This window comes from Pseudomonas sp. GW822-FHT02E03 (assembly GCF_058802325.1).
In genome coordinates, this window is sequence record NZ_JBXAOA010000016.1 from 1 (window position 1) to 22,108 (window position 22,108).

At 58.3% G+C, this 22,108-nt stretch carries 22 protein-coding genes and 1 pseudogene; 16 read left to right on the forward strand and 7 right to left on the reverse strand.

What is annotated here, in order from left to right:
• Positions 1-149: 149 nt before the first annotated feature.
• From AC1RQB_RS14060 to AC1RQB_RS14090, 7 genes are all read left to right on the forward strand, one after another.
• Positions 150-1,640 carry an aldehyde dehydrogenase gene (locus AC1RQB_RS14060; RefSeq protein ID WP_008068182.1) on the forward strand — a complete coding sequence of 497 codons (1,491 nt, stop codon included), beginning with the start codon at positions 150-152 and terminating at the stop codon, positions 1,638-1,640.
• Positions 1,641-1,692: 52 nt separating this feature from the next.
• Positions 1,693-2,991, forward strand: a complete 1,299-nt coding sequence (locus AC1RQB_RS14065) for an NAD(P)/FAD-dependent oxidoreductase (protein ID WP_063343318.1) — start codon at positions 1,693-1,695, stop codon at positions 2,989-2,991.
• A gap of 421 nt (positions 2,992-3,412) precedes the next feature.
• Positions 3,413-3,961, forward strand: coding sequence for a cupin domain-containing protein (locus AC1RQB_RS14070; protein ID WP_008011722.1), 549 nt, complete (start codon positions 3,413-3,415; stop codon positions 3,959-3,961).
• Positions 3,962-4,261: 300 nt separating this feature from the next.
• Complete coding sequence (locus tag AC1RQB_RS14075; RefSeq protein WP_063343319.1) at positions 4,262-4,729, forward strand: GNAT family N-acetyltransferase; 468 nt, start codon at positions 4,262-4,264, stop codon at positions 4,727-4,729.
• 180 nt (positions 4,730-4,909) lie between these two features.
• Positions 4,910-5,905: an isocyanide synthase family protein gene (locus tag AC1RQB_RS14080; protein WP_063343320.1), complete on the forward strand. Its 996-nt coding sequence runs from the start codon at positions 4,910-4,912 to the stop codon at positions 5,903-5,905.
• The gene (locus AC1RQB_RS14085; protein WP_063343321.1) at positions 5,905-6,621 is read left to right on the forward strand and encodes an HAD family hydrolase; all 717 of its coding nucleotides are present in this window, start codon (positions 5,905-5,907) and stop codon (positions 6,619-6,621) included. Before AC1RQB_RS14080 ends, AC1RQB_RS14085 begins: the two co-directional genes overlap by 1 nt.
• A gap of 27 nt (positions 6,622-6,648) precedes the next feature.
• The gene (locus AC1RQB_RS14090) at positions 6,649-8,409 is read left to right on the forward strand and encodes an isocyanide synthase family protein (protein WP_063343322.1); all 1,761 of its coding nucleotides are present in this window, start codon (positions 6,649-6,651) and stop codon (positions 8,407-8,409) included.
• A gap of 629 nt (positions 8,410-9,038) precedes the next feature.
• On the opposite strand, the gene AC1RQB_RS14095 is transcribed toward AC1RQB_RS14090, so the two are convergent.
• The 3 genes and pseudogenes from AC1RQB_RS14095 to AC1RQB_RS14105 form a co-directional block, all read right to left on the reverse strand.
• On the reverse strand, positions 9,039-9,740 hold the full coding sequence (locus AC1RQB_RS14095; protein WP_063343323.1) for a hypothetical protein: 702 nt from the start codon (positions 9,738-9,740) through the stop codon (positions 9,039-9,041).
• Between the two features lie 77 nt (positions 9,741-9,817).
• A pseudogene (locus AC1RQB_RS14100) lies at positions 9,818-10,123 on the reverse strand (suppressor of fused domain protein); the annotation flags it as partial.
• A gap of 34 nt (positions 10,124-10,157) precedes the next feature.
• Positions 10,158-11,630: a hypothetical protein gene (locus AC1RQB_RS14105; protein WP_063343324.1), complete on the reverse strand. Its 1,473-nt coding sequence runs from the start codon at positions 11,628-11,630 to the stop codon at positions 10,158-10,160.
• A 158-nt stretch (positions 11,631-11,788) separates the two neighbouring features.
• On the opposite strand from AC1RQB_RS14105, the gene AC1RQB_RS14110 reads away from it, so the two are divergent.
• Positions 11,789-12,211 carry a hypothetical protein gene (locus AC1RQB_RS14110; protein ID WP_063343325.1) on the forward strand — a complete coding sequence of 141 codons (423 nt, stop codon included), beginning with the start codon at positions 11,789-11,791 and terminating at the stop codon, positions 12,209-12,211.
• A gap of 53 nt (positions 12,212-12,264) precedes the next feature.
• Here the strand turns inward: AC1RQB_RS14110 and AC1RQB_RS14115 are convergent, their stop codons facing one another.
• On the reverse strand, positions 12,265-12,558 hold the full coding sequence (locus AC1RQB_RS14115) for a hypothetical protein (protein WP_063343326.1): 294 nt from the start codon (positions 12,556-12,558) through the stop codon (positions 12,265-12,267).
• A gap of 596 nt (positions 12,559-13,154) precedes the next feature.
• On the opposite strand from AC1RQB_RS14115, the gene AC1RQB_RS14120 reads away from it, so the two are divergent.
• The 3 genes from AC1RQB_RS14120 to AC1RQB_RS14130 all read left to right on the forward strand — a co-directional run bounded on the left by AC1RQB_RS14120 (position 13,155) and on the right by AC1RQB_RS14130 (position 15,427).
• On the forward strand, positions 13,155-13,505 hold the full coding sequence (locus tag AC1RQB_RS14120; RefSeq protein WP_063343948.1) for a hypothetical protein: 351 nt from the start codon (positions 13,155-13,157) through the stop codon (positions 13,503-13,505).
• Positions 13,506-13,520: 15 nt separating this feature from the next.
• Positions 13,521-13,943 (forward strand): HD domain-containing protein, encoded by a 423-nt coding sequence (locus tag AC1RQB_RS14125; protein ID WP_063343328.1) that lies wholly within the window; start codon positions 13,521-13,523, stop codon positions 13,941-13,943.
• 155 nt (positions 13,944-14,098) lie between these two features.
• Complete coding sequence (locus AC1RQB_RS14130) at positions 14,099-15,427, forward strand: alkaline phosphatase D family protein (protein ID WP_063343329.1); 1,329 nt, start codon at positions 14,099-14,101, stop codon at positions 15,425-15,427.
• 402 nt (positions 15,428-15,829) lie between these two features.
• On the opposite strand, the gene AC1RQB_RS14135 is transcribed toward AC1RQB_RS14130, so the two are convergent.
• Positions 15,830-16,663, reverse strand: coding sequence for an NAD(P)H-dependent oxidoreductase (locus AC1RQB_RS14135; protein WP_063343330.1), 834 nt, complete (start codon positions 16,661-16,663; stop codon positions 15,830-15,832).
• A gap of 85 nt (positions 16,664-16,748) precedes the next feature.
• Here AC1RQB_RS14135 and AC1RQB_RS14140 point away from each other — a divergent pair, with 85 nt between their 5' ends.
• From AC1RQB_RS14140 to AC1RQB_RS14160, 5 genes are all read left to right on the forward strand, one after another.
• Positions 16,749-17,642 carry a LysR family transcriptional regulator gene (locus AC1RQB_RS14140; protein ID WP_063343949.1) on the forward strand — a complete coding sequence of 298 codons (894 nt, stop codon included), beginning with the start codon at positions 16,749-16,751 and terminating at the stop codon, positions 17,640-17,642.
• A 192-nt stretch (positions 17,643-17,834) separates the two neighbouring features.
• Positions 17,835-18,623 (forward strand): DeoR/GlpR family DNA-binding transcription regulator, encoded by a 789-nt coding sequence (locus AC1RQB_RS14145; protein ID WP_063343331.1) that lies wholly within the window; start codon positions 17,835-17,837, stop codon positions 18,621-18,623.
• A gap of 61 nt (positions 18,624-18,684) precedes the next feature.
• Positions 18,685-18,921, forward strand: a complete 237-nt coding sequence (locus tag AC1RQB_RS14150; protein WP_063343332.1) for a hypothetical protein — start codon at positions 18,685-18,687, stop codon at positions 18,919-18,921.
• A 128-nt stretch (positions 18,922-19,049) separates the two neighbouring features.
• Positions 19,050-19,286, forward strand: a complete 237-nt coding sequence (locus AC1RQB_RS14155) for a hypothetical protein (RefSeq protein ID WP_081235314.1) — start codon at positions 19,050-19,052, stop codon at positions 19,284-19,286.
• Positions 19,287-19,355: 69 nt separating this feature from the next.
• Positions 19,356-19,754 carry a YfeK family protein gene (locus AC1RQB_RS14160; protein ID WP_063343334.1) on the forward strand — a complete coding sequence of 133 codons (399 nt, stop codon included), beginning with the start codon at positions 19,356-19,358 and terminating at the stop codon, positions 19,752-19,754.
• 14 nt (positions 19,755-19,768) lie between these two features.
• Here the strand turns inward: AC1RQB_RS14160 and chrA are convergent, their stop codons facing one another.
• Positions 19,769-21,127: a chromate efflux transporter gene (chrA, locus tag AC1RQB_RS14165; RefSeq protein WP_063343335.1), complete on the reverse strand. Its 1,359-nt coding sequence runs from the start codon at positions 21,125-21,127 to the stop codon at positions 19,769-19,771.
• 36 nt (positions 21,128-21,163) lie between these two features.
• A complete protein-coding gene (locus AC1RQB_RS14170; RefSeq protein ID WP_008068205.1) occupies positions 21,164-22,015 on the reverse strand; it encodes a CAP domain-containing protein in 852 nt (283 codons plus the stop codon).
• Positions 22,016-22,108 lie beyond the last annotated feature (93 nt).

Sequence of the window (22,108 nt, forward strand, 5' to 3'; positions counted from 1 at the left end):
CCCCCCCCCCCCCCCCCCCCCCCCCCCCCCCCCCCCCCCCCCCCCCCCCCCCCCCCCCCCCCGCTCCCACAGGGAATTGCGGTGTTTTGATCCTTTGCTGGTTGGCTTCAATCCAGCAACTACATATTCCTCTGCGTAGAGTCACAACCATGACAAACACTCGCAGCGACTGGGAACAACGCTTCCAGTCCCTCACACTAGAAGGCCGCGCATTCATCGACGGCCAATACTGCCCGGCGCTCAGCGGCGACACCTTCGAGTGCATCAGCCCGGTCGACGGCCGCTTCCTGGCGAACATCGCCAGCACCGACGAAGCCGACGCCAATGCGGCAGTGCAGGTTGCACGCCGCACATTCGAATCCGGCATCTGGGCCAAACTACCCCCGGCCGAGCGCAAGCGCGTCCTGATTCGTTTCGCTGATCTGATTCTGCAAAATCAGGAAGAACTGGCGCTGCTCGAAACCCTGGACATGGGCAAACCGATCAGCGACTCCATGAGCATCGACATCCCGGCGACCGCCAACGCGATCCGCTGGAGCGCAGAAGCCATCGACAAAATCTACGACGAAGTCGCCGCCACACCGCACGACCAACTCGGCCTCATCACCCGCGAACCAGCAGGCGTGGTCGCCGCCATCGTGCCGTGGAATTTCCCGTTGATCATGGCCAGCTGGAAGTTCGCCCCGGCCCTGGCGGCAGGCAATTCGTTCATCCTCAAGCCTTCGGAAAAGTCACCGCTGACGGCGATTCGCATCGCGCAGTTGGCCCTCGAGGCTGGCATCCCCAAAGGCGTGTTCAACGTCCTGCCAGGCTTCGGTCACACCGTCGGCAAGGCGCTGGCGTTGCACATGGATGTCGACGTGCTGGCCTTTACCGGCTCCACCGCGATTGCCAAGCAACTGCTGATCTACGCCGGGCAAAGCAACATGAAACGCGTCTGGCTGGAGGCGGGCGGCAAGAGCCCGAACGTGGTGTTTGCCGACGCGCCGGACTTGCGCGCCGCCGCTCGGGCAGCGGTCAGCGCGATTGCCTTCAACCAGGGCGAAGTCTGCACCGCCGGCTCACGTCTGCTGGTGGAACGCTCGATTCGCGAGCAATTCATTCCGCTGCTGGTGGAAGCGCTGCAAGCCTGGAAACCAGGCCACGCCCTCGATCCTGAAACCACTGTTGGCGCAGTCGTCGATCAGCGCCAACTGGACAACGTGCTGCGCTACATCCAGGTCGGCAAAGACCAGGGCGCGCAACTGATTGCCGGCGGCAATCGTACCCTCGCAGACACCGGTGGCCTGTACGTGGAACCGGCGATTTTTGACGGCGTGACCAACGCCATGACCATCGCCCGGGAAGAAATCTTCGGCCCGGTGCTGTCGCTGATCACCTTCGACACCGCTGAAGAAGCGCTGCAGATCGCCAACGACAGCATCTTCGGTCTGGCGGCCGGCGTATGGACCAGCAACCTCAGCAAGGCCCACACCTTCGCCCGTGGTTTGCGCGCCGGCAGCGTCTGGGTCAACCAGTACGACGGCGGCGACATGACCGCGCCGTTCGGTGGGTTCAAGCAGTCGGGTAACGGTCGGGACAAATCGCTGCACGCGTTCGACAAATACACCGAACTCAAAGCGACCTGGATCAAGCTCTAACACTTTTACAGCGACGGTCGCAGGCGAGAGTTTGCGGCCATCGGAGAAATGTATGAAACAAGACTCTGTTAAACAAAAGCATGTAAACAGCTACTACGCCGCCACCCGCAACTTCACCGGTGACTTCCCGGTGCTGGAACAAGCGGTGGACTGCGACGTCTGCGTGATCGGCGCCGGCTACACCGGTTTGTCCTCGGCGCTGTTCCTCAGCGAAGCGGGTTACAGCGTGACCGTACTGGAAGCCGCCAAAGTCGGCTTCGGCGCCAGCGGTCGCAACGGCGGCCAACTGGTCAATTCGTATAGCCGCGACGTCGATGTCATTGAAGAGCGCTACGGCGACAAAACCGCCGAAGTGCTCGGCAGCATGATCTTTGAAGGCGCCGATATCATCCGTTCGCGCATCAAAGAGTACGACATCCAATGCGACTACCGCCCCGGCGGCATCTTCGCGGCGCTGAACAAAAAGCAACTCAACGGCCTGGCCGAGCAAAAGAGCAGTTGGGAGCGCTATGGCAACAAGAACCTGAGAATGCTCGACGCCGCTGACATCAAGCGCGAAGTGGGTTGCGACAACTACGTCGGCGGCCTGCTCGACATGCAGGGCGGCCACATTCACCCGCTGAACCTGGCCCTCGGCGAAGCCGCCGCGATCATCCGCCTGGGCGGCAAAATCTACGAACAATCCGCCGCCGTGGAAATCACCTACGGCGAGCCGATCACCGTGCGCACCGCCAAAGGCGTGGTGCGGGCCAAGTACCTGCTGATCGCCGGCAACGCCTACCTGCCTCAAGACCTCGACAACCGCGTCACGCGCAAAAGCATGCCCTGCGGTTCGCAAATCGTCGTCACTGAGCCGCTGTCCGAAAAAGTCGCCCGCAGCCTGATCGCCAACAACTACTGCGTCGAAGACTGCAACTACCTGCTCGACTACTACCGCCTCACCGCCGACAACCGCCTGCTGTACGGTGGCGGAGTGGTCTACGGCGCTCGCGAGCCCGACGACATCGAACAACTGATCCGACCGAAAATCCTCAAGACCTTCCCGCAACTCAAGGACGTGAAAATCGACTACCGCTGGACCGGCAACTTCCTGCTGACCATGTCCCGCATGCCGCAATTCGGCCGCATCGAGAAAAATGCCTACTACATGCAAGGCTACAGCGGTCACGGCGTTACCTGCTCGCACCTGGCCGGCAAACTCATCTCGGAAATGATCCGCGGCGACGCCGAACGCTTCGACGCCTTCGCCTCCCTGCCGCACATGCCCATGCTCGGCGGCCGCACCTTCCAGGCCCCGCTCACCGCCATGGGCGCCGCGTATTACGCGCTGCGCGACCGGTTTGGTATCTAAGCTGAACCTGCCGGCGTCCCCCCAAAAGGTGCCGCCGGCCAATACCACACCACAATCCCTGTGGGAGCGGGCAAGCCCAGCTCCCACAGGGAATTGGCGACCTACAAAACTTTTGCGAACAACACCGACCACTGTGGGAGCGGGCTTGCCCGCGATGAGGCCATATCAGCCACCATCGATGCCGCCTGACCCACCGCCATCGCGGGCAAGCCCGTTCCCACAGGTTTCGTGCATGGACGGACGGCTATCATTCTCCTATTCGATTTATCAGCCGTTTATCGAACCTGCTGAGCAACACCAACAAACGTGATTTAATACCCGCCTTTCACGGTTCCGGGACGGGAAACGGCGTGATCCGCGGCCACCAGTCGCCCGCCACCCACCCCCATTACCCCTTAAGTATTCTTCGCATAAGGCTGTCATGGACACGGGCTCACGACTCAAATTAGTACGCGAAAGCTACAAACTGTCCCAGCGCGAGCTGGCCCGGCGTAGCGGCGTCACCAATGCCACCATCTCCCTGATCGAACAGAATCGCGTCAGTCCCTCCGTCAGCTCCCTGAAAAAACTGCTCGAAGGCATCCCCATGTCTTTGGCGGACTTCTTCACCTTCGACCAACCGCCCCGCGAGCACCAATACGTGTTCCGCGCCAATGAACAGCCGGATCTCGGGCGTCATGGGTTGCGGTTGTTGCTGATCGGCGCTTCGGTGCCGAGTCGGCAGATGCGGCTTTTGCGCGAGCAATACGCGCCGGGGGCGAGTTCGGGTGAAGAACCCATCGTGCATGCTGAGGGGGAGGAGTGTGGGCTTGTAACCCGTGGCACGGTTGAGCTGACCGTGGATGGGCAGATTAGTGTGTTGAATGCTGGAGATGGGTATTACTTTCCGACGACGTTGCCGCATCGGTTTCGCAATATTGGGGCGGATGAGGCGGAAATCATCAGCGCCAACACCCCCGCGAACTTCTGATACCGATAGCGAACATCAAACCTGTAGCAGCTGCCGAAGGCTGCGTTCGGCTGCGAAGCAGTCGTAAAACCGGGTACTGTTCCTAATCATTCCGCCCCACGATTGACAACCCGGATCATCCAAAACACTATCGACCCATGACCTGCATCCCCCGCATGAACATGATGTGCTCCTCCATGACCGCCTCCGGCGGGCCATGAGGTCATGCGTTCACCGGATTTGACGTAATCACCCAAGGCCCCGCCAGAAATGGACGGGGCTTTTTAGTTCTCCGTCTACCGATTGCCAATGGAGAATGAAATGTTTGAGATTAGACGCGCCACGCACAGCGATGCCCAAACGGCGTTCGACATTCGCCTTCAAGCGATACGGCATCAATGCGTCGGTGCCTATACCACGGAGCAAATGCTGGCCTGGACGGCAGGAGCGGCCAAGGACGGGTATAGCGACCTGATGAATAAACACTTTTATCTGGGCTGTATTCAGGGTGAGCCGGTGGCGACAGGAATGCTTGATCTGGAGAAGAGTGAAATCGGCGCAATCTTTGTGCTCCCGAGTTTTATGCAACGTGGCATTGGTTTGAGAGTCTTGGACTATCTTGAATGCCTGGCGCGGAATTTGGGGCTGAGTGAAGTCAATCTGGATGCCACTTTAAACGCCGCTGACTTTTACCGGCGCTGCGGTTTCGTTGGTCACGAACCAGCTATTTACCATTCGCCCTCCGGGCTTCAGCTGGCTTGTGTGCCGATGGTGAAAGCGCTTTTGTAGGTTTGGCATTGGTTGATAGCTTCACCGACGGCAGACCCGGAGGGGCTCGTGCAGCCCGCAATATTCCTGATTGCCACGATTGACACTCGTAACGACTTGTAGGAATTTAGCCGCCCGCAGGTAAGGAATATCTGCTGACGGCCAAAAAATGGCCGTTATTCACCACACAAGGGATTGTCTATGCAGGGTTCAAACACCGTTGCTCAACAGGTGTGCGGTCAGCTGGTGCACGAGCGTCAGAACAACGCGCACATGAACATTGCCCAGCAAATTCTCGAATGCCTGTTTCGACGTCGTAGCCTTGCCCCGGGGCAGGATCACGAGCTTTCGTTGCAGGTGCTGGAACCCCATCTGACCAGGGTCATGCAAGCAGTCGAAAGCGGTCGCAAGGTCGAAATGGTCTTGCCAGCCTTTCCCGGCAAGTCGCCCAGCCGCAAGAAAACCCTCAGTCATCTGCCCGATCTTGCCGAACATCATGCCATCGACGAGTTACATCGCCTGTGCAATGAGATCCAGCAGATCTACGCACCAGGGGCGCTGATTCATATCTGCTCCGATGGCTATGTGTTCTCTGACCTGGTGCATGTTCCCGATGCCGACGTCAAAGCCTACACCGATGCTATCCAGGACTACGCCGAACAGCACTATCCCGGCACGTTCGCTCATTTCGATCTGCGGGATGCCTATCCTCCGCTTGATTGTCTGGACGCCATGCGTGAGGAGATGATGATCGAGCACGGCCAGTCCTTGGTCTTGTTGCAGCAGCGTTTCAAGGATGAGCCGCACATGATGTTGATGTACTGCGGCATCCATCGCTTCCTGTCCGAGGATTACTCGGGGCTCAAGGTATTCGCCGGCATGAGCCTTAATGCGGTGAAGAAAATCGCCAAACCGGCGTCGCAGCGGGTGATCCAGCGCAGTGAGGCCTGGAGTGCGCTGTTACAGGCGCGCTACCCGCATTGCCTGCGCCTGTCGATTCACCCGCAACTGGCGGTGTCGGCCAAGATCGGTATTCGACTGGTGCCAACCAGTGACCTGTGGCGCACGCCCTGGCATTCGGTGGCTATCAAGCGACGGGGTGTGGTCACCCTCGAAAAACGCAGCAATGTCGATGAGCGTTACCACCGCTTGGTGTTCCGCAAGGGGCGTCCTTGTCACTACGCCAGTGCTCAATGATGGCGTCTCGGTTGCGGGTCGAAGCCGTACTCTTCGATTTGGATGGGACCCTGGTCGACACCTTGCCTGACATCACCTGGTGCCTGAACCAGGTGTTGCTCGAACACGGTTGCCCGGCGCAGTCAGCGGAAACGGTGCGGGGTTATATCGGCGGTGGGGTCACAGCGATGATCGAGCAGGTCGCCACGCGGTTTGGCATTGCCGATGCGGCCGCGCTGCACCAGCGTTATGTGGCGCTGTATCAAAACAACCTTGTTCAGTTTTCCCGACCCTTCAGCGGTGTGCTTGCCTTGCTCGAAGGCTGTCGCCAATTGCAAGTGCCGCTGGCTATCGTGACCAACAAGACCGAGGAAATGGCCCTGCAAGTAGCCGATGCGCTGCTTCCACAGAATACCTTCGGGGCGATTTTGGGGCACCGCGCGGGCAGGGCGCTCAAACCTCAACCGGAGGTGGCATGGGAAGCTGCCCGGCGATTATCGATTGATCCGCAACGCTGTTTGTTCGTCGGTGACACCGAGATCGATTTGAAGACCGCCCGTGCTGCAGGCATGTACTCGGCGGCGGTCACTTGGGGCTATGGCCTGACACCTGACTTGCAGGCGCTGGCCCCGAACATCTGCTGCGAACAGCCGGCCGGATTGCTGCGCATTCTGCGGCAAGTCTGCGGTACGGCGCATGCATTCACCGAGCATGGCGACACCGTTAAATCCTATTGATACACACACTCTCAAGGAAATTGTTCTATGGAACATAGAGACGCCTGGATCGCTGCCGTCAGCGATTTGCTCGCGGGTTATCTGCTCAAAGGCACGGATGATTGTTTCGACACACAAGGCAGAGCGCATCTCGCGCTACGCCTGGGGCATTGCTTCGATCAGCGCCTGCCGGTACGTCTGGTATTGCCAGGCTTTCCCTGCAAGTCGCCAAACGCCACTGACCAGACATTCGGCGTGTTGCCGGACTACGGCGAGGTCATCGCCATCGAGCGCCTCGACCAACTCGGCCAAGCCATCGCCGCGCTGCACGCACCGGGTTGTGTGGTCTCGATCCTCAGTGACGGAACGACCTTCAACGACATCGTCGGGGTGGCCGACGACGTTCGCGAGACCTACAACCGGGCTTTGCGTGAACTGTGCACCACCCACACGATTCAGTGGGTCAGCATGGAAGACCTGTTCCCTCAGGCCCAAAGTGCCGAGTCGGTTCGCGCCAGCCTGATCAAGCAGGCCCGTCTGCCCTGGAAAAATGTTGGGGAGCTGATCGAGCAGAGCCGGCACGATGAATCCCTCAGCCAGGCGCATGACCACCTCTGCAGTCACCTCTACAACGACCTGCGTCTGTGCCGTGAAGACGGGCAGAGCGAGGACGAGTACCTGCAGCAAATCAACTTCAAAGCCTACCAAATGATGTTTCGCGGGCAGGCATTGAATGCGGCAGTGGATCGTTTCTTCGGCGATGACATTCGCTTGTCGGTCCACCAATACAGCAATGCCGGGCCCAAATTCACCTTCGGCCTGGCCGAAGGGCTGACCCGTGTCGACAGCCCCTGGCACGCCGTACCGGTGTGCAACCTCGATGGCAGCCAAACCCTTCGCGCCCGCGCCCAGGTCGACCTCGACCACCATGTGCTGGTCACCTGGCAAGGTCGCCCGTGGCTCTACCACCAAACAGAAAACCCGCAGGCCAAAGGCTTCGAATACGAACTGCAAAAACTGCCGCTGTTTGGCCTGGTGGTGCGAGACCCGTTGGGGCTGGGTTTCGAACGACTGTCCACGGGCCTGCTGGAAGCACTGGTGGAAACCTTCGGTTTCGTCTGCCTCAAGGGCTGCCGCTTCGACGACCAGGACAGTTTTGCTCGCAGCTGCGAACGCTTTGGCACGCTGTACGAATGGGCCTTCGGCGCCGTGCACGTGGTCAAACCTGCGGACAAACCCCAAGGCGTGGTGCACTCGCTGGAGAAAACGCCGTTGCACTGGGACCTGAACATGCTGCCCGACAGCGACGCGCAGGTTCAGCGCAACCCGAAATTCTGCGCCAGCAAATTCATGCTGTATTGCAAGACCGCGCCGCAGCCGGGCGAAGGTCAGACCACCATCGTCGACAGCCGAAACGTACTGCGCAAAGTCGGCCAGCAAGTCGCCCGACAATGGCAGGACGTGAACATCACCTACTACACCAAGATGACCTACTTCGGTGGCTCCCCGCGCATGTACAGCCTGGTGGATCATCATCCCCGCAGCGGCGAACTCATCCTGCGTTACCAAGAGGGCACCGACTCGACACTGCAGACCCTGAGCCAGGCTGTGCAGGACCATGATGAAGAGGCTCAACAGGTGTTGCTCGAACAGGTCAACTCGCTGGTTTATGACCCGGAGTGCCTGATTGCCCATCAATGGAACGAGGGTGATCTGGTGTTGATCGACAACTATCGGACGCTGCATGGGCGGTTTCCGATGTCGGCGGGTTCTTCGTCGCGGGAGTTGTGGCGGGTGCAGGTTTACTGATCGTTGTTGTTTGGGAGGCCCTGGAGACAGGGCCTTGCAAGACATCCCCATCACCAGACCGAGGATACGAGGAACCCGGCAGACCCGAAGATCTCCCACACACAGCCACCATAAAACGGAGTACGGGCGCGTTTGTGCGGCCGTTGCTGGTTATGGGGTGCAAGGTTACTACACGTATCGTCAGGGCTGCGAAACCCTATCGCCAACTGCGGTCAGCGACAGACCCACTCTAGGCAGCGATTTCGGTAGCCGCAACCGGCCTGTAGGACCACACGCGCTCACTGTGGCGAGGGGGCTTGCCCCCGTTCGGTGGCGCAGCCGCCGCAAAACCGGGCATTGCGGTGTGTCTGAGGAAACGGGCTAGCAGGGTTTGGGGCTGCTTCGCGGCCCAACGGGGGCAAGCCCCTTCGCCACAAAGGGCAGATTCCTACATGTTTTTCAGACTTCAAAATCCTCGCCGTGCCTTCATCGAACGTTCAGGCGCGGGATTTCCCGTGGGGAGGCTCGGCAGGATTCATTAAATTTTTTTGGGGGGGGTGGGGGCATAAGCGGGATTGCTCGCGATAGTGAGGGGTCGGGGCACTTTGAGGAGTCTGTCACTCGACTGCGTCTGAAGTCACACCGTCGCGTTACTCCGCAAGGTAAGCAGCCTGTGTGTCATGAAGTGGCTGCGCGATGTTGAGTGCATGTTTGACTGCCCGCCGTTCCTCGCCTGTGAGGCTCTTTCTACCAAAATCATAGGAGTCACCACCCGGATTCATGTGCAGCGAAAAGAGCCCAATGATCTCGTCGTCAGCCACTTTGAGGATCAATTCCATGTAAGTCTCGCTTGAGGTGCTCGCCGTTAAATAGGTGAGGCCTTCAACCACTGCGCTGCCGCACCAATGCAACTCATCCCAGGCCAGGAAGTTCCCGTTCGCGGTTCCAATCTCTTGTAGATACCAAGACGTCGAATCTTCTTGGAGTGCTTGCAGTGCTGGCAGAAATCTCTCGCAGGAGAGGATGTCGAGTGGGTACTTGAGCTTGCCGTGGTGAATGTTATGCAGGCGTTCTGCTGACTGCTCTGGTGCTTGAGCCGCGCCGACAACTTTCGCCTTCAGCAGGTGGCTTTGGGCAATTTCTGAAGGTTGTTCACTCCAGCCATTCAAGTCGGAAGCTGGCGGGCACCAGATAAGCAGAAGGATCTCACCAACGTCTAAACGGTCATGGCTATCAAAGAACGCGAAGGTTCTTTTGCCAACGCTCGGCACGATGTCTTTGAGGTGGAGTATCGGCGCGCTGTAGTCGATGCCCTGATCCAGAGACCAGAACATCGGGCAGTAGGTTTTCATCTGTGAACGCTCCTGGGAGGACAGCGCACTGTACGGTGTCTTTCCTGATTGCTCACATGAAAGCGGCCGCTCGGTTTTCACACGCTAGCACGATTCAGATTGCTCATATGTCCGATGCCGGCGGCCTTCAAACGGCTGACCAGATCGTCGCGTGCTGCTCGCCCACCCGATCGGACATATTCAAGCTCCGATGCGGTGATCAATACCATCGAAACCAACCTGACTGGAGATAACGGCATGTCATCCAGTCGGGTCGGGAAATCCGGTTCCAGGGCTCCCAGCAGGACGCCGGTACAATCGTCCTCGGTCACGAAGCTTTTGGGGAGTTGATCGCTCATGTGGTGCGACAGGCTGAACCCGGGAATTTCGAGAGTTGTGCTTCCACTTCAAGGATTTTTTTGCTGATGGCCAGGCAACTCAAGATTCCACCACCTCAATCGTCCATTCGCCCTGCACGTTCCGTGTGACGTATTGGATCGGCACAAACATTCCATACGCTTCGAGGTAGACGTAAATGTCGGTGCTGTATTGGTAGGCATCTCTTGTGCAACTGAGTACCTTGGCAGTTCCGGTCAAACTCGGGTGATACGTGCTGGCGGGTTTCTGCGACTGCACCTCACAGCTGTATCTGTCGTCGACCGGCACCAAGGCTCTGGGACCTTTCCCGCCGTTGGTATAAAGAAGCTGCATATCCTGCGTCGTGTATCGCAGGAGTGCGCCGACCGGCATGTTCGCCCAATCGCCCTCGAAGCTGAGTTTCGTCAGCGCCTTATTCTCGATCGTTATCTCACCTGCATGATTGTTGAATTCACTTTCAGCAAGGTCAATCAGACCCCGGAAAGTGACTTTGGCCCACTGACTTCCTCTGCCTTTAAAACGCTCCGTCAGTTGTTTACTCGTCTCGTCAGAAAGGTATTTCGAGTCACGCCCGTTAAGCCGTACGCCTTCATCTGAATACTGCCTTGGCTCGGACTTATCCGTGAACACCCGACGTAAGTGCCGAATGCTTTTCTCCGGTTTGGGCATGTTCAATGCCTCGATGGCTCTCAACACGGGGACGGCAACGGCGGGGACCGGCAATTCGAAGGGAGACTGCTCGCGTCCTTCAAAAGGTTTGTATTGATCCAGCGATTGCGGCTTGCCACAGGCCACCTGAAAAAGCTGACGCTCATCGGCGCCGAGGCTTTGCAGGCCGACGGTTTTAAGATCTGGCTGCATGTTTCCAGCGAGCACATGACTGTGAGCATCAAGGTAGAAATGGCTTAATGCGGTCAGTTGTTTCAGGGCGCAGTTGGCCGTCCACCGCTGGCGTACCTGCCCATACAAGACGTTTTTGCCGGGCATCAACATCTCGCCGGGTAGTACCCGAGCCGTCCAGAAAGTCACCTCATCACCTTTTACTTTCAGGCTGGCGCGGTCGATCATCTGCCAATCCTGAAGCTCGGGTGCCGAGAACACGCGCCATTGAGGAGGTGTTGTCTGGGCACACACTTGCTTCAACTGCGCACTTTGCAGGTACTGGCTCTTTTGTTCCGCAGGCAATTGCCAGGATTCCTCCGAATACCCCCGCGGTTTAACGGCGAATAGAGACATCCCTGCTTTGCTGCGGTAAGCCATTTGCGCATCGGGTTGGCCGCAGTTGGCATCGAAGCGTGCCAGATAGTGGAGTTCCGGGCTGGGGGACGAAGTTACTAAATAGGTGATCCTGTCTCCCTCTCGCACAATCGAACTCGGCTCGGGGGTCTCCAACATCACACTGTTGAAAACCGCAAGGCCTGGCTGGGCCTCGGGTGTTGTGATTTGAGCGGGTTTTGTTGCTTGGCATCCAGAGAGGATCACGGCAACGGTAAGCAGTGAAAAAAAGCTGGAAGGGCGGGACGTGGCATCCATGCGGGTGTACTTCATTGAAAGAGTGGTGGCATATTAACATGAGCTGGTTGCCAAGTAGGACGGCGCTTATAGCGACGATATTGTGTTCGTGCAGCGCGCCCCGGACAAAACAGGCATCTGAGTTTCAGGGCTGCTACTCAAACTACGGAGAGGAAAAGATGACTGGACAGATTTTAAAGTCGAAGTGGGTCAATTTTCTGGTGGCCGATGCCGAGGTGAAATACGACAACGTTGACGATTTATATTCCATAGCCGGAGCTGGCAATGTGAATGCGTTGGGCTGGGTGCTGGGGGCCTTCAAGAAAGCATACGGAGGGCTGTGGGTCGGCGGGAAAATGGTGCTGACTCAAACCGCAGTTCGCTTGAGCGCAAATGCCATGAACCGCCTCGTTCAGGATGGGACGCTGGATATTGAACTCCCACTGGAGTTGGTCAGAAAGGTCAGCGTTGAGGGTTGGTTCGGGATGAAGATCGTCCGTCTTGATATCGACACTGGCAGCGTTAAATTTCGATGTTACGGCGCGAAGGAAGTCGCCGCGCTGATAGAGAAGACAATCCTCTCGACAACTCGACAGGCCTGAACAAAACAAAAAACCCGCAACTCAGTGCGGGTTTTTTTACGACTCAACTCTGATCACTGCCCCTTAGGCGCATCAAACCCACGCTGCTCAATCACCCGAAATACATCGCTCACATCCTGGACCATGATCCGGGCGATGTTGGTAACGGTGTTGATGTCGTGCTCGGCGTAGTCCGGCAGGCTGGTGCAGGCCATGAGGTTGAGGTATTTGAGGACGGCGTTGAGGCGTTCGCTGAGGCAGTTGTGGAGTTCACGCAGTGGGGCGTCGGCGTCGATGAGGAGGACGGGGTGGTCGGTGGCGAAATGGGACATGGGTGTGTAGTGGCGGAGCGGATTGTTCATTGTCATTAGGAAAGATTCTTTATGAAGGGAATGAACTGCCACCTTTTTGCTGCGAAACAAAATGGGTGGCAACTATGCGCGGGTTCGCAGACCAGGGAAGAATCAAACCCGGCAGACCCGAAGGTCTCCCACGCACAGTCGCCATAAAATGAGGCGCAGGCGTAGCACGCCTGGGTGTCTTATGACGGTGCAGGATGATTCTATTCCGTAGGGCTGCGAAACCCTATCGCTGAATGTGGTCAGCGACAGACCCACTCTAGGCAGCGACTTCGGTAGCCGCAACCGGGCTGTAGGACGCTCAAATGGTCATCTTGGCGAGGTGGCTCTTCCTCGTTCTATGTCGTAACGCAGTAAAACCGGGCATTGCGGTGTGTCTGAGGAAATGGGCTAGCAGGGTTTGGGGCAGCTTCGCAGCCCAGCGGGAGCAAGCTCCCCCCCACAATAGGTTATTTCCTACGAGATTTTCGGACTTCAAAATCCTGGCCGTGCGCTCATCGAACGAGCAGGCGCAGGATTTTCGGTGGTGAGTACGCTTGCTTCCGTTCAGCGCCGCCACCGTCGTAGACTGAACTCCAACGGGATTTCAAGGATCGAGCATGCCCATGATCGAAATCGGCAGCCGCAACAACGCCCCCACGCCACAGCACAAAACCCAGGACATTTATCTCTTTCACATCGACCTTTCCCGCCCGGATATGCCTTTTTGTTTCGAGCAGTCCATCGGTGGCGGTCATTGCGAGCAGGGTGGGGCGGCGTGGTTGGCGGTGTCGGCGCTTGAAGCCTGGCCGGGTGAGTGGCGTCTGCATTTGCAGAAGTCTGGTTGTGGCTGGGTCGCTGAAGTGGTGGATGGTCATCCGGTCGTCGATCAGGCGACGCTGGTGTCGATGATTCTCGAACGCCACGCTGAGGGTGCCAAGCGCAACATTCATGTCGCCGGCCGTTACGGCGTTTAACCCGAGGAGAATCCCATGAGTCAGACACTGGAACGCGCCATTGCCATCGCCGCGGCGGCGCATGAGGGGCAGGTGGACAAGGGCGGCGCGCCTTATATCTTGCATCCGCTGAAGGTCATGCTGCGGGTGAACACGCTGGAAGAGCGCATCGTCGCGGTGCTACATGACGTGGTCGAGGACTGCGGCATCAGCTTCGACGATCTGCGCAAGGAAGGCTTCAGCGAAACGGTGCTGATGGCTATTGCGTCGGTGACCAAGGTGCCGGGCGAATCCTACGAGGCGTTTATCGAGCGCGCGGCGCAGAGCCCGATCGGGCGGGTGGTGAAACTGGCGGATCTGGAAGAGAACAGCGACTTGTCGCGGATTGCCCAGCCGTCCTGGGAGGATCTGGAGCGCGTTGAGAAGTATCGGCGGGCGATCGGGGTGTTGCGGTCGTAGCGATTGTTGGCGAGATTTGCGGAGGGTGTTCCAGCCAGAAACGACAAAGCCCCCAAATCATCAGGGCTTTGTTCTTACGCGGCGGGTTTGATGTCTTAGTGGCGCGATGCTGATTTATCGACTGAACTGCTGCTCAGGTTTCAGGAGGACATCAGATGGCGCGGCTCATTCTCGGTCATACCACCGATACGTCGATTAAAGTCTGGGTACGCGCCAGCGAGCGTTGGCCGGTGGCCTTTGTTGATGTAGTGGATTGCGACAACAACGCGACAGGCCCCACCAAGGTGCTCGATGCCCAGCCAATGGAGTTTTACACGGGCGTTCTGGAGTGGAAAAAGCTCAATCCCGATACGCCTTATACCGTGAAGGTGGCCTTCGGTAAGACCCGCGGTGCGGCAGCCGATGAGCGAGTTCGTGATGCCTATACCGAGGGGCGTTTTCGCACCTTTCCCGCGGTAGAACTGACCGGATCATTCTCTTTCGTGCTCGGCTCCTGCAATTTGCATTCGCTCGGGATACTGGAGAGGCCCGACCGCGCCTGGGTCGAGATTTCTCGGGTGGCCAAAAACAACGACGCACGCTTCATGATTCATTGCGGCGACCAGATTTACTCGGACATCCCGCGCCAGCCCTCCATCGATGTGCAGTTCTTTCGTGACAAGTATCTGGATGCCTGGGAGGACTGTGTGCCCGCGCGCCGGACGCTGACAGAGTTATCGCATTACATGATTCTTGACGACCATGAACTGATCAACAACTTCGACACGGCCACCGGTTCGTCCACGCAAGCGCTGGCAAACGCCGCCATCAAGGCGTATTGGGAGTTTCAGCATTCGCACAATCCTTCGAGTCGTCATGCCGAGCATCATTACCACTACGAGTTCAACTACGGCGCGGTGAAGTTCTTTGTCATGGACACCCGTTATTACCGCAGCACGGCGCAAAAGTGTTTGCTTGATGATGTCCAGGAAGACGACCTGTTGCGCTGGCTGTCGCGTTACCGTGATGACCTGAAGTTCGTTGTCACCAGCGTGCCATTCGTGGGGGTGGTTAAAAACTCTGAAGGTGACAAATGGTCGGATCCTGCTTTCGAAGAACAGCGAAGCCGCATCCTTGAGCATGTCCTCGAAAAAAACGTGTCACGCCTGACCTTCCTGACGGGCGACATGCACACCTCTTATCACGCCACGCTTGCGGTTTCGCGCGGTGAGAAAAGCACGGTGATCAATGAGTTGATGTCCAGTCCGATAAACCAGTACACCCCAAACATAAGGCCCGAGCAGATCTACAACATGAACCACTCGCACACCCTGCCTAATGGAATTTCCACGCTGTCGTGTATCGATCCGGATTCCTTTTACGGTAATCACTCGAATGTCATGGTGATCGATGTCGATATGACGTCAGCCAGGCAGACGGTGGGCTATAAGATTTTTCGCACAACAAAAACGGGTGCGGGGCCGAGTGGGAAATTCCATCCCTAAAGGGAAAGGAGAGTTCCATTGTGGTGAGGGGATTCCATAGGTGCGCAGCGTTAGTATCTTTCCATTTACCTGTCATTCCCTTAGAAAAGAATCGGTCTAAAAAGCCCGACCCAGACCTCGAACGATTTGCTATTCTGAAGCTGTAGGTGAAGACGCAGACTGATGCGCAAAGGGATAGCGAGGAAGCGTGGGGCGCGCTCCCAAGGGTACACGGTTAGAAAGATCTCCGCGCTGAGATCCAGCCCTTATGCCGTGTGAGGCAGAACAGCCTAAAGTTAAAAATCCTGTTCTGTGAGAGGCCCGATAAACCTTGTAAGCCAGAGACCAGCGCTGGCCACCTACATCGATTTCCAAAGCCCGCCTTGTGCGGGCTTTTTCGTATTTGCGGGTAGCCAGTTTGTTCTACACGGCGCGCGCTTTTGCGGATGCGGCTCGCACGTCTTGTTCATCACGCTCTGCCTGTCTGACGTGAGCTGCAAACCCAGTCTGATCCGACGCAATCTCCGCACGCAACGTGAGTTGCGGGATGTCATACGCGCCTGCATTCTGCGGCCAGAAAGGAATCGGTGCGGTCCTCCCGAGGTCATCAAGCCGTTGACCGAGCGCGTCGCAGGTCGTCGAAAATTTCGCTTCGTCCATTCGGCTGGTGCGATAGATCACGAACGGTGGCAGCACGTCGAAACCAGGGTAAAACAGCACGCCATGCTGAATCGGGAATAACACATCATCGATGGGCCCATTGATGCCCCGAGGGCTGTAATGAGACTCCCATCCACCCGCGGTGACGATCAGCATCGCCCGTTTGCCCGTCAGCGTACCTTCTCCATAGCGGTTACCCCAGCGCGCATCGGAATGTTCTCCTACGCCATAGGCAAAACCATAGGCATAGACGCGTTCCACCCAGCCTTTGAGGATCGCCGGCATCGAAAACCACCACAGCGGAAACTGCAGAATGACGGTATCGGCCCAGAGCAGTTTTTCCTGTTCGAGGACGATGTCTTGGCTTTGCCGGCCTTCTTCGAAGGCAAGTTTGGAGTCCAGCGAAGGATTGAACCGCGATTCGGCTGGGCGGCCGGGACTGTCATCGGCATCCAGCGAGGCTTTCCAGTCCATCGCGTATAGATCAGAGACTTGCACCTGGTGGCCGTTAGCTTCCAGGCGTTTGACGGCAAAGTCTTTGAGCGAGCCGTTCAATGATTTTGGTTCGGGATGGGCATAAACGAGCAGAACTTTCATGGCTGAGTCTCCGGTGTCAGGAGGCTGCAGAGTCGGGCTTTGCCCGGTATATTGGAAATGAATAACCAATATGCCAGGTATTACCATGAATAATCTGCGACGCCTGGACATCAATCTGCTGCTGACCCTTGATGTCTTGCTCTCGGAACACAACGTGACCCGTGCGGCGCAACGCCTGAGTTTGTCTCAACCGTCGGTGAGTGTTCATCTTGCCAAATTGAGGGACATTTTCGGTGATCCACTGTTATTGCCAGGACCACGGGGCATGCGGCCCACGGCCAGGGCCGATGAGTTGCGCGAGCCGTTGCGCCAGGCCCTGGAAGCCCTGGAGCGCGCCGTGTCACCCGCCAGCCCTTTCAACCCGGTTGAGGCACGGCAGACGTGGAATGTCATGGCGTCCGACTACGGTGAGACGACTATCGTTTTGCCTGCGTTAGCCGGGCTGCGTTCGGCAGCACCGGGCACGCGTTTGGCGGTGTTTGACCTGGTTCCGTCGCAGATCGCCAGGCAAGCGGAGCAGGGGGCAATCGATCTGGCTTTCCACACCAGCGAGGACGCTCCCCTCGGCTTGCGGCGTCGAGCGTTGTTTACCGAGCGGTATGTTTTGGTAGGGCGTGCTGGCCATCCGCAGTTGAAAAAGCGGCCGACACTGGCGCAATTCTGTGAACTCGACCACGTGATTGTGTCACGGGATGGTGGGGCGTTTCAGGGTGTTACCGACCAGGCGCTTTCGGCGGTGGGCATGACACGCCGGGTGGTGCTTTCAGTCCCGCATTTCCTGTTTGTGCGGTCGGTGGTGGAGAGTACTGACATGGTGGCGATGCTGCCGTCACGGCTGGTTCGCGATGCGGGGGCGTTGGAGGTGGTCGAGCCACCGCTTGATGTCCCGGGTTACGAGATGTCGATGCTCTGGCCCGAGCGTGTTCATCGCGACCCTGCGCATCAATGGTTGAGGGAGTTCATTGTGAGTGCGTTGTGAGGGGCATCAGTTGACCACAATCCTGTGGGAGCGGGCTTGCCCGCGAAGGCGGCGTGTCAGGCGACATTAATGCTGTAAGTGCCGCCGCCATCGCGGGCAAGCCCGCTCCCACAGGTTCTGCGCTGCCATGCCGGTTGTGTTCACTCCAGTGTTTGACTAATCTCGCACAAACACGCAAAAACAGGCATAACCATGCAAGCCGAGCATTCCATCACCGAACTCCCGCAGCTGCGCCGTCAGAAAATCCTTTTGATCCTTGAACGCGACGGTAAGGTCATGGCCTCCGAGCTGAGCCAGCATTTTGCTGTGTCCGAAGACACCATCCGCCGGGATCTGTCGGAGCTGGCCAGCGCCGGGCTGGTGCAGCGGGTGCATGGCGGGGCGCTGCCGCGGCCCAAGGATACGGGCAAGGATTACTTCACTCGGGTTGGCGAAACCGATGAGGTGAAAACCCGCCTGGCGCAACTCGCCGCACGCCGCGTCAAAGATGGCCAGATCGTGATTTTCGATTCCGGCAGCACCACGCTGCAGATCGCGCGCTCGCTGCCCGCTGACATCTCCATCACGGCCATTACCGCGTCGCCGATGATCGCGATCACCCTGGCTGAATACAAAGGCATCACGGTGATTGTTGCCGGTGGTCAGCTCAATCCCGCGACGATGTCTTCCGGCGGCCATGAAACCCTGCGGTTGATCGAAGGCATCAAGGCCGATCTGCTGTTCACCGGGGTCTGCGCCATTCATCCGGAAGTCGGCATCAGCTCGCTGCATTTCGATGAGGTGCCGGTGAAGCAGGCAATGCTCGCCAGCGCTTCCCACGTGATTGCGGTTACCACCGCGGACAAACTGGGGGCGGTGGAGCCCTTCGTGGTTGCGCCTTGCAACCGCGTGCATACCCTGATCACCGAACGTCACGTGGCCTCGGGCAATGTCGAGGATTATCAAAAACTGGGGATCGAGGTGGTGCAGATAGACGTTTGAGCGTCATCGCGCTCAGTGCTGCATGGGTTACGCTGATAGCAACGACGGGAGGAATGCAGCCATGACTGAGCGCCATATGATCCACTCGGAAACGCTATCGAACGGATGCAGCATTGAGGTTAAAGCCGAGATATTGAGAGACGGCTCGCTGAAGATGTTCATGGGTGTCTATTGGCCGGACGGTTCGGCCATCGTTGAGGACAACCACCCATCGCCGCATCTGCTGGACATGGAAGCGGCGATGGACTGGGCCATCGAAAAAGCCAAAACCATCGGTAACAGCCAAAGAACGCTGTAAGGCCTGGCGATAACTGAATCATTGAGCATCTGGAAGGTCGTATCTGCGGTTTGCACGCTCTTCGATTGAATTCGTGGATAGCGTCAACTCAGCCCCGCAGCTCTGACCTTTGCTTTTAGGATGTTCAAATGAAGCGCACCGCGATAATGACCCTGGCCATTGCAGCTACTCTCTTGTTGGGAGGCTGCTTTCCTCACTGGGAAGATGATGACAGGTACGATCGGGATCACCGCCGTGAATACCGTCGCGACCATGACCGAGGTTATGACCAGCGTGATGATCGACGGTATGACCGGGATTACGACCGGCGTGATGATCGCCGTCGTTATCGTGACCGGGACAGCGACGACCGCGACGACGATTGATACTTGCTCGCCAGCCTTCAGAGCGGGCACCACCGCTCTGATCTGCCGTCAGTCATGCGAGGTGTCACCATGGGAGTTCTGCCTGGACGTTTCACTCGGCATCTCAGCCACTGGTTGATCGCGGCGGGTATCGGCCTGACCGCAGTGGTGCTCAATGCACAGGCGCAAACCCCACCTCAAGCCACTCAGGAAATAAACAGCTTGCTGGACTTTGTCGAGCACAGTGAGTGCCGGTTTGTGCGCAACGGGAGCGAATACCCGGGCGCTCAGGCCCGGGCGCATCTGGAAAAGAAGCTTGAGTACCTCGAAGAGAAGGACAAGATCAATAGCGCAGAAAACTTCATCGCCCTGGCGGCCACCCAAAGCAGTGTGAGTGGTCGCGCCTATGAAGTGCGCTGTCCGGCGGGTGTACAACCGGCAGATACGTGGTTGAAGACCGAACTGCAGAGGCAGCGACAACTTAATTGATCGCATTTGCTGCGCTAGCGCAGCAAATGCACCACCAACCCGATCAGGCCGCACCCCGTCAACACCTCGATCACACCCCGCTTGAAGCGGAACAAGGCGATGGCCGCCGCAATGGCGATCAGCGTCGAAGGCCAGTCGAGTTGGCCGCTGAAGCCGTTGGGCCAGAGCACGTGGTAGCCGAAAAAACACGCCAGATTAAGGATCACGCCGACCACCGCCGCGGTAATCGCGGTCAGCGGCGCGGTGAGCCGGAGTTCGTTGTGCGTCGACTCCACCAGCGGACCGCCGGCGAGGATGAACAGGAACGATGGCAGAAAGGTGAACCAGGTCACCAGCGTGGCGGCGAGGGCGCCGGCCAGGAACACATGGTCAGGGCCGAACACCTGCTGAACATAGGCGCCGACGAAACCGACGAAGGCCACCACCATGATCAGCGGCCCGGGGGTGGTTTCGCCGAGTGCCAGACCGTCGATCATCTGCGTGGGTGTCAGCCAGCCATAATGGCCGACCGCGCCCTGATACACATAAGGCAACACGGCGTACGCGCCGCCGAATGTCAGCAATGCCGCTTTGGTAAAGAACCAGGCCATCTGGGTCAGGGTGCCTTCCCAGCCGAACAGCGTGGTGAGAATGCCCATCGGCAATACCCACAACGCCGCACCCACCAGCAACAGACGCAGCAATTTAAAACGGTTGAAACGGGCGTGTTCGGGAGGCGGGGTATCGTCATCGATCAAGGCGGGGCCGAAGGATTTTTTCGCAGCACCGTGGCCCCCGGTCTGGAACCGTTCAGGTGCCAGACGTCCACCGACATAACCGATGATCGCGGCGCCCAGCACAATCAACGGGAAGGGCACATTGAACACGAAGATGGCCGTGAATGAAGCCGCGGCGATGCCCCACAGCCAATTGTTCTTCAATGCCCGCGAGCCGATCCGGTGGGCCGCCTGCACCACAATGGCGGTCACGGCAGGCTTGATCCCATAAAAAAGCCCGGCCACCACCGGCACTTCGCCAAAGGCGATGTACAGCCATGACAACGCGATCAGGATGAACAGCGAAGGCAGCACAAACAGCGCGCCGGCAATCAGGCCACCCCACGTCCGGTGCATCAGCCAGCCGATGTAGGTCGCCAATTGCTGAGCCTCAGGCCCAGGCAACAACATGCAGTAGTTGAGGGCATGCAGAAAGCGCCGTTCCGAGATCCAGCGTCGGCGCTCCACCAACTCCTGGTGCATGATCGAGATCTGTCCGGCCGGCCCGCCGAAACTGATAAAGCCGAGTTTCAGCCAGAACAGGAACGCTTCCCGCAGGCTGATGGCCTCAGGCTTCGACAGGTTTTGATCGACGGTCGAAGAGGGGGCTTTATTCAAATGATGAGTCCTTTTTTCAACGGTCGATTCAAGCCTTCACGGCGTCCCGAACATCGCCGTCCAGTAAATGCCTGCGTCACTCTTCGGGTCCACCGCGTAAGCCGCACCCAGCTCACGAAATTGCGGGTTCATCAGGTTGGCGCAATGGCCTGGGCTGGCTAGCCAGCCATCGACCACTTTGCGCACGGTGTCTTGCCCGGCGGCGATGTTCTCGCCGACCTGTTGACCGGCGTAACCGGCCAGTTCAGCCCGATCACCCGGTGTGCGGCCGTCGCGGTCCTTGTGATCGAAATAGTTATTGTTGGCCATGGCCCGGCTGTGGGTCTCGGCCGCGGAGCCCAGTGTGGCGTTCCAGGCCAGCGGCGTCGTGGCGGTAAAGGCTTGGGTGCCGCACTGGCGCGTCTGGGCGCGGGCGCTGTTCATCGCTTCAAGCAGTTTCTGTCCCTCCGCCTGCCAGTCACCCAATCGCCCGGTCAACAGCGGACGCGCCAGCACAATGCGCCATTCACGGCCATTGCGGCTGACGCCGATGTCGACGAATTGCGGGTCCAGCACCACTTGGCAGAAGCTCTCCTGAATCGCCTTCATGGCGGACGGCGCATCACGCGGGCCGGAGAGGCTGATCGCCTGGACATTGACCATCGGATACGCCGCGCGGGCCAGTGCCTGTTGCAAGTCACCGATGCTGTTGGCGGACAGGACCAGACGCGGATCGCTCGCCAGCGGCGGCAGTTCCGCAGACGCCTGGCCGCCGCAGCGCTGCACCTGGCTGCGGTAAACGTTGATCGACTCGACCAGCTGCGTTTCATCGACCGCCGAGGCGGCGACGCTGAACATCAGCCCGAATGACAACACGGCGAGATGCAAAACGGATGACAGGCTGCGCATGAAAATCTCCCTTGGACGGACTGCACTCATGATGCGCGATTTCCCCCCTGCGCACGCAATGCCTTTTTGCGCCGACATGCATTTATTGTCAGA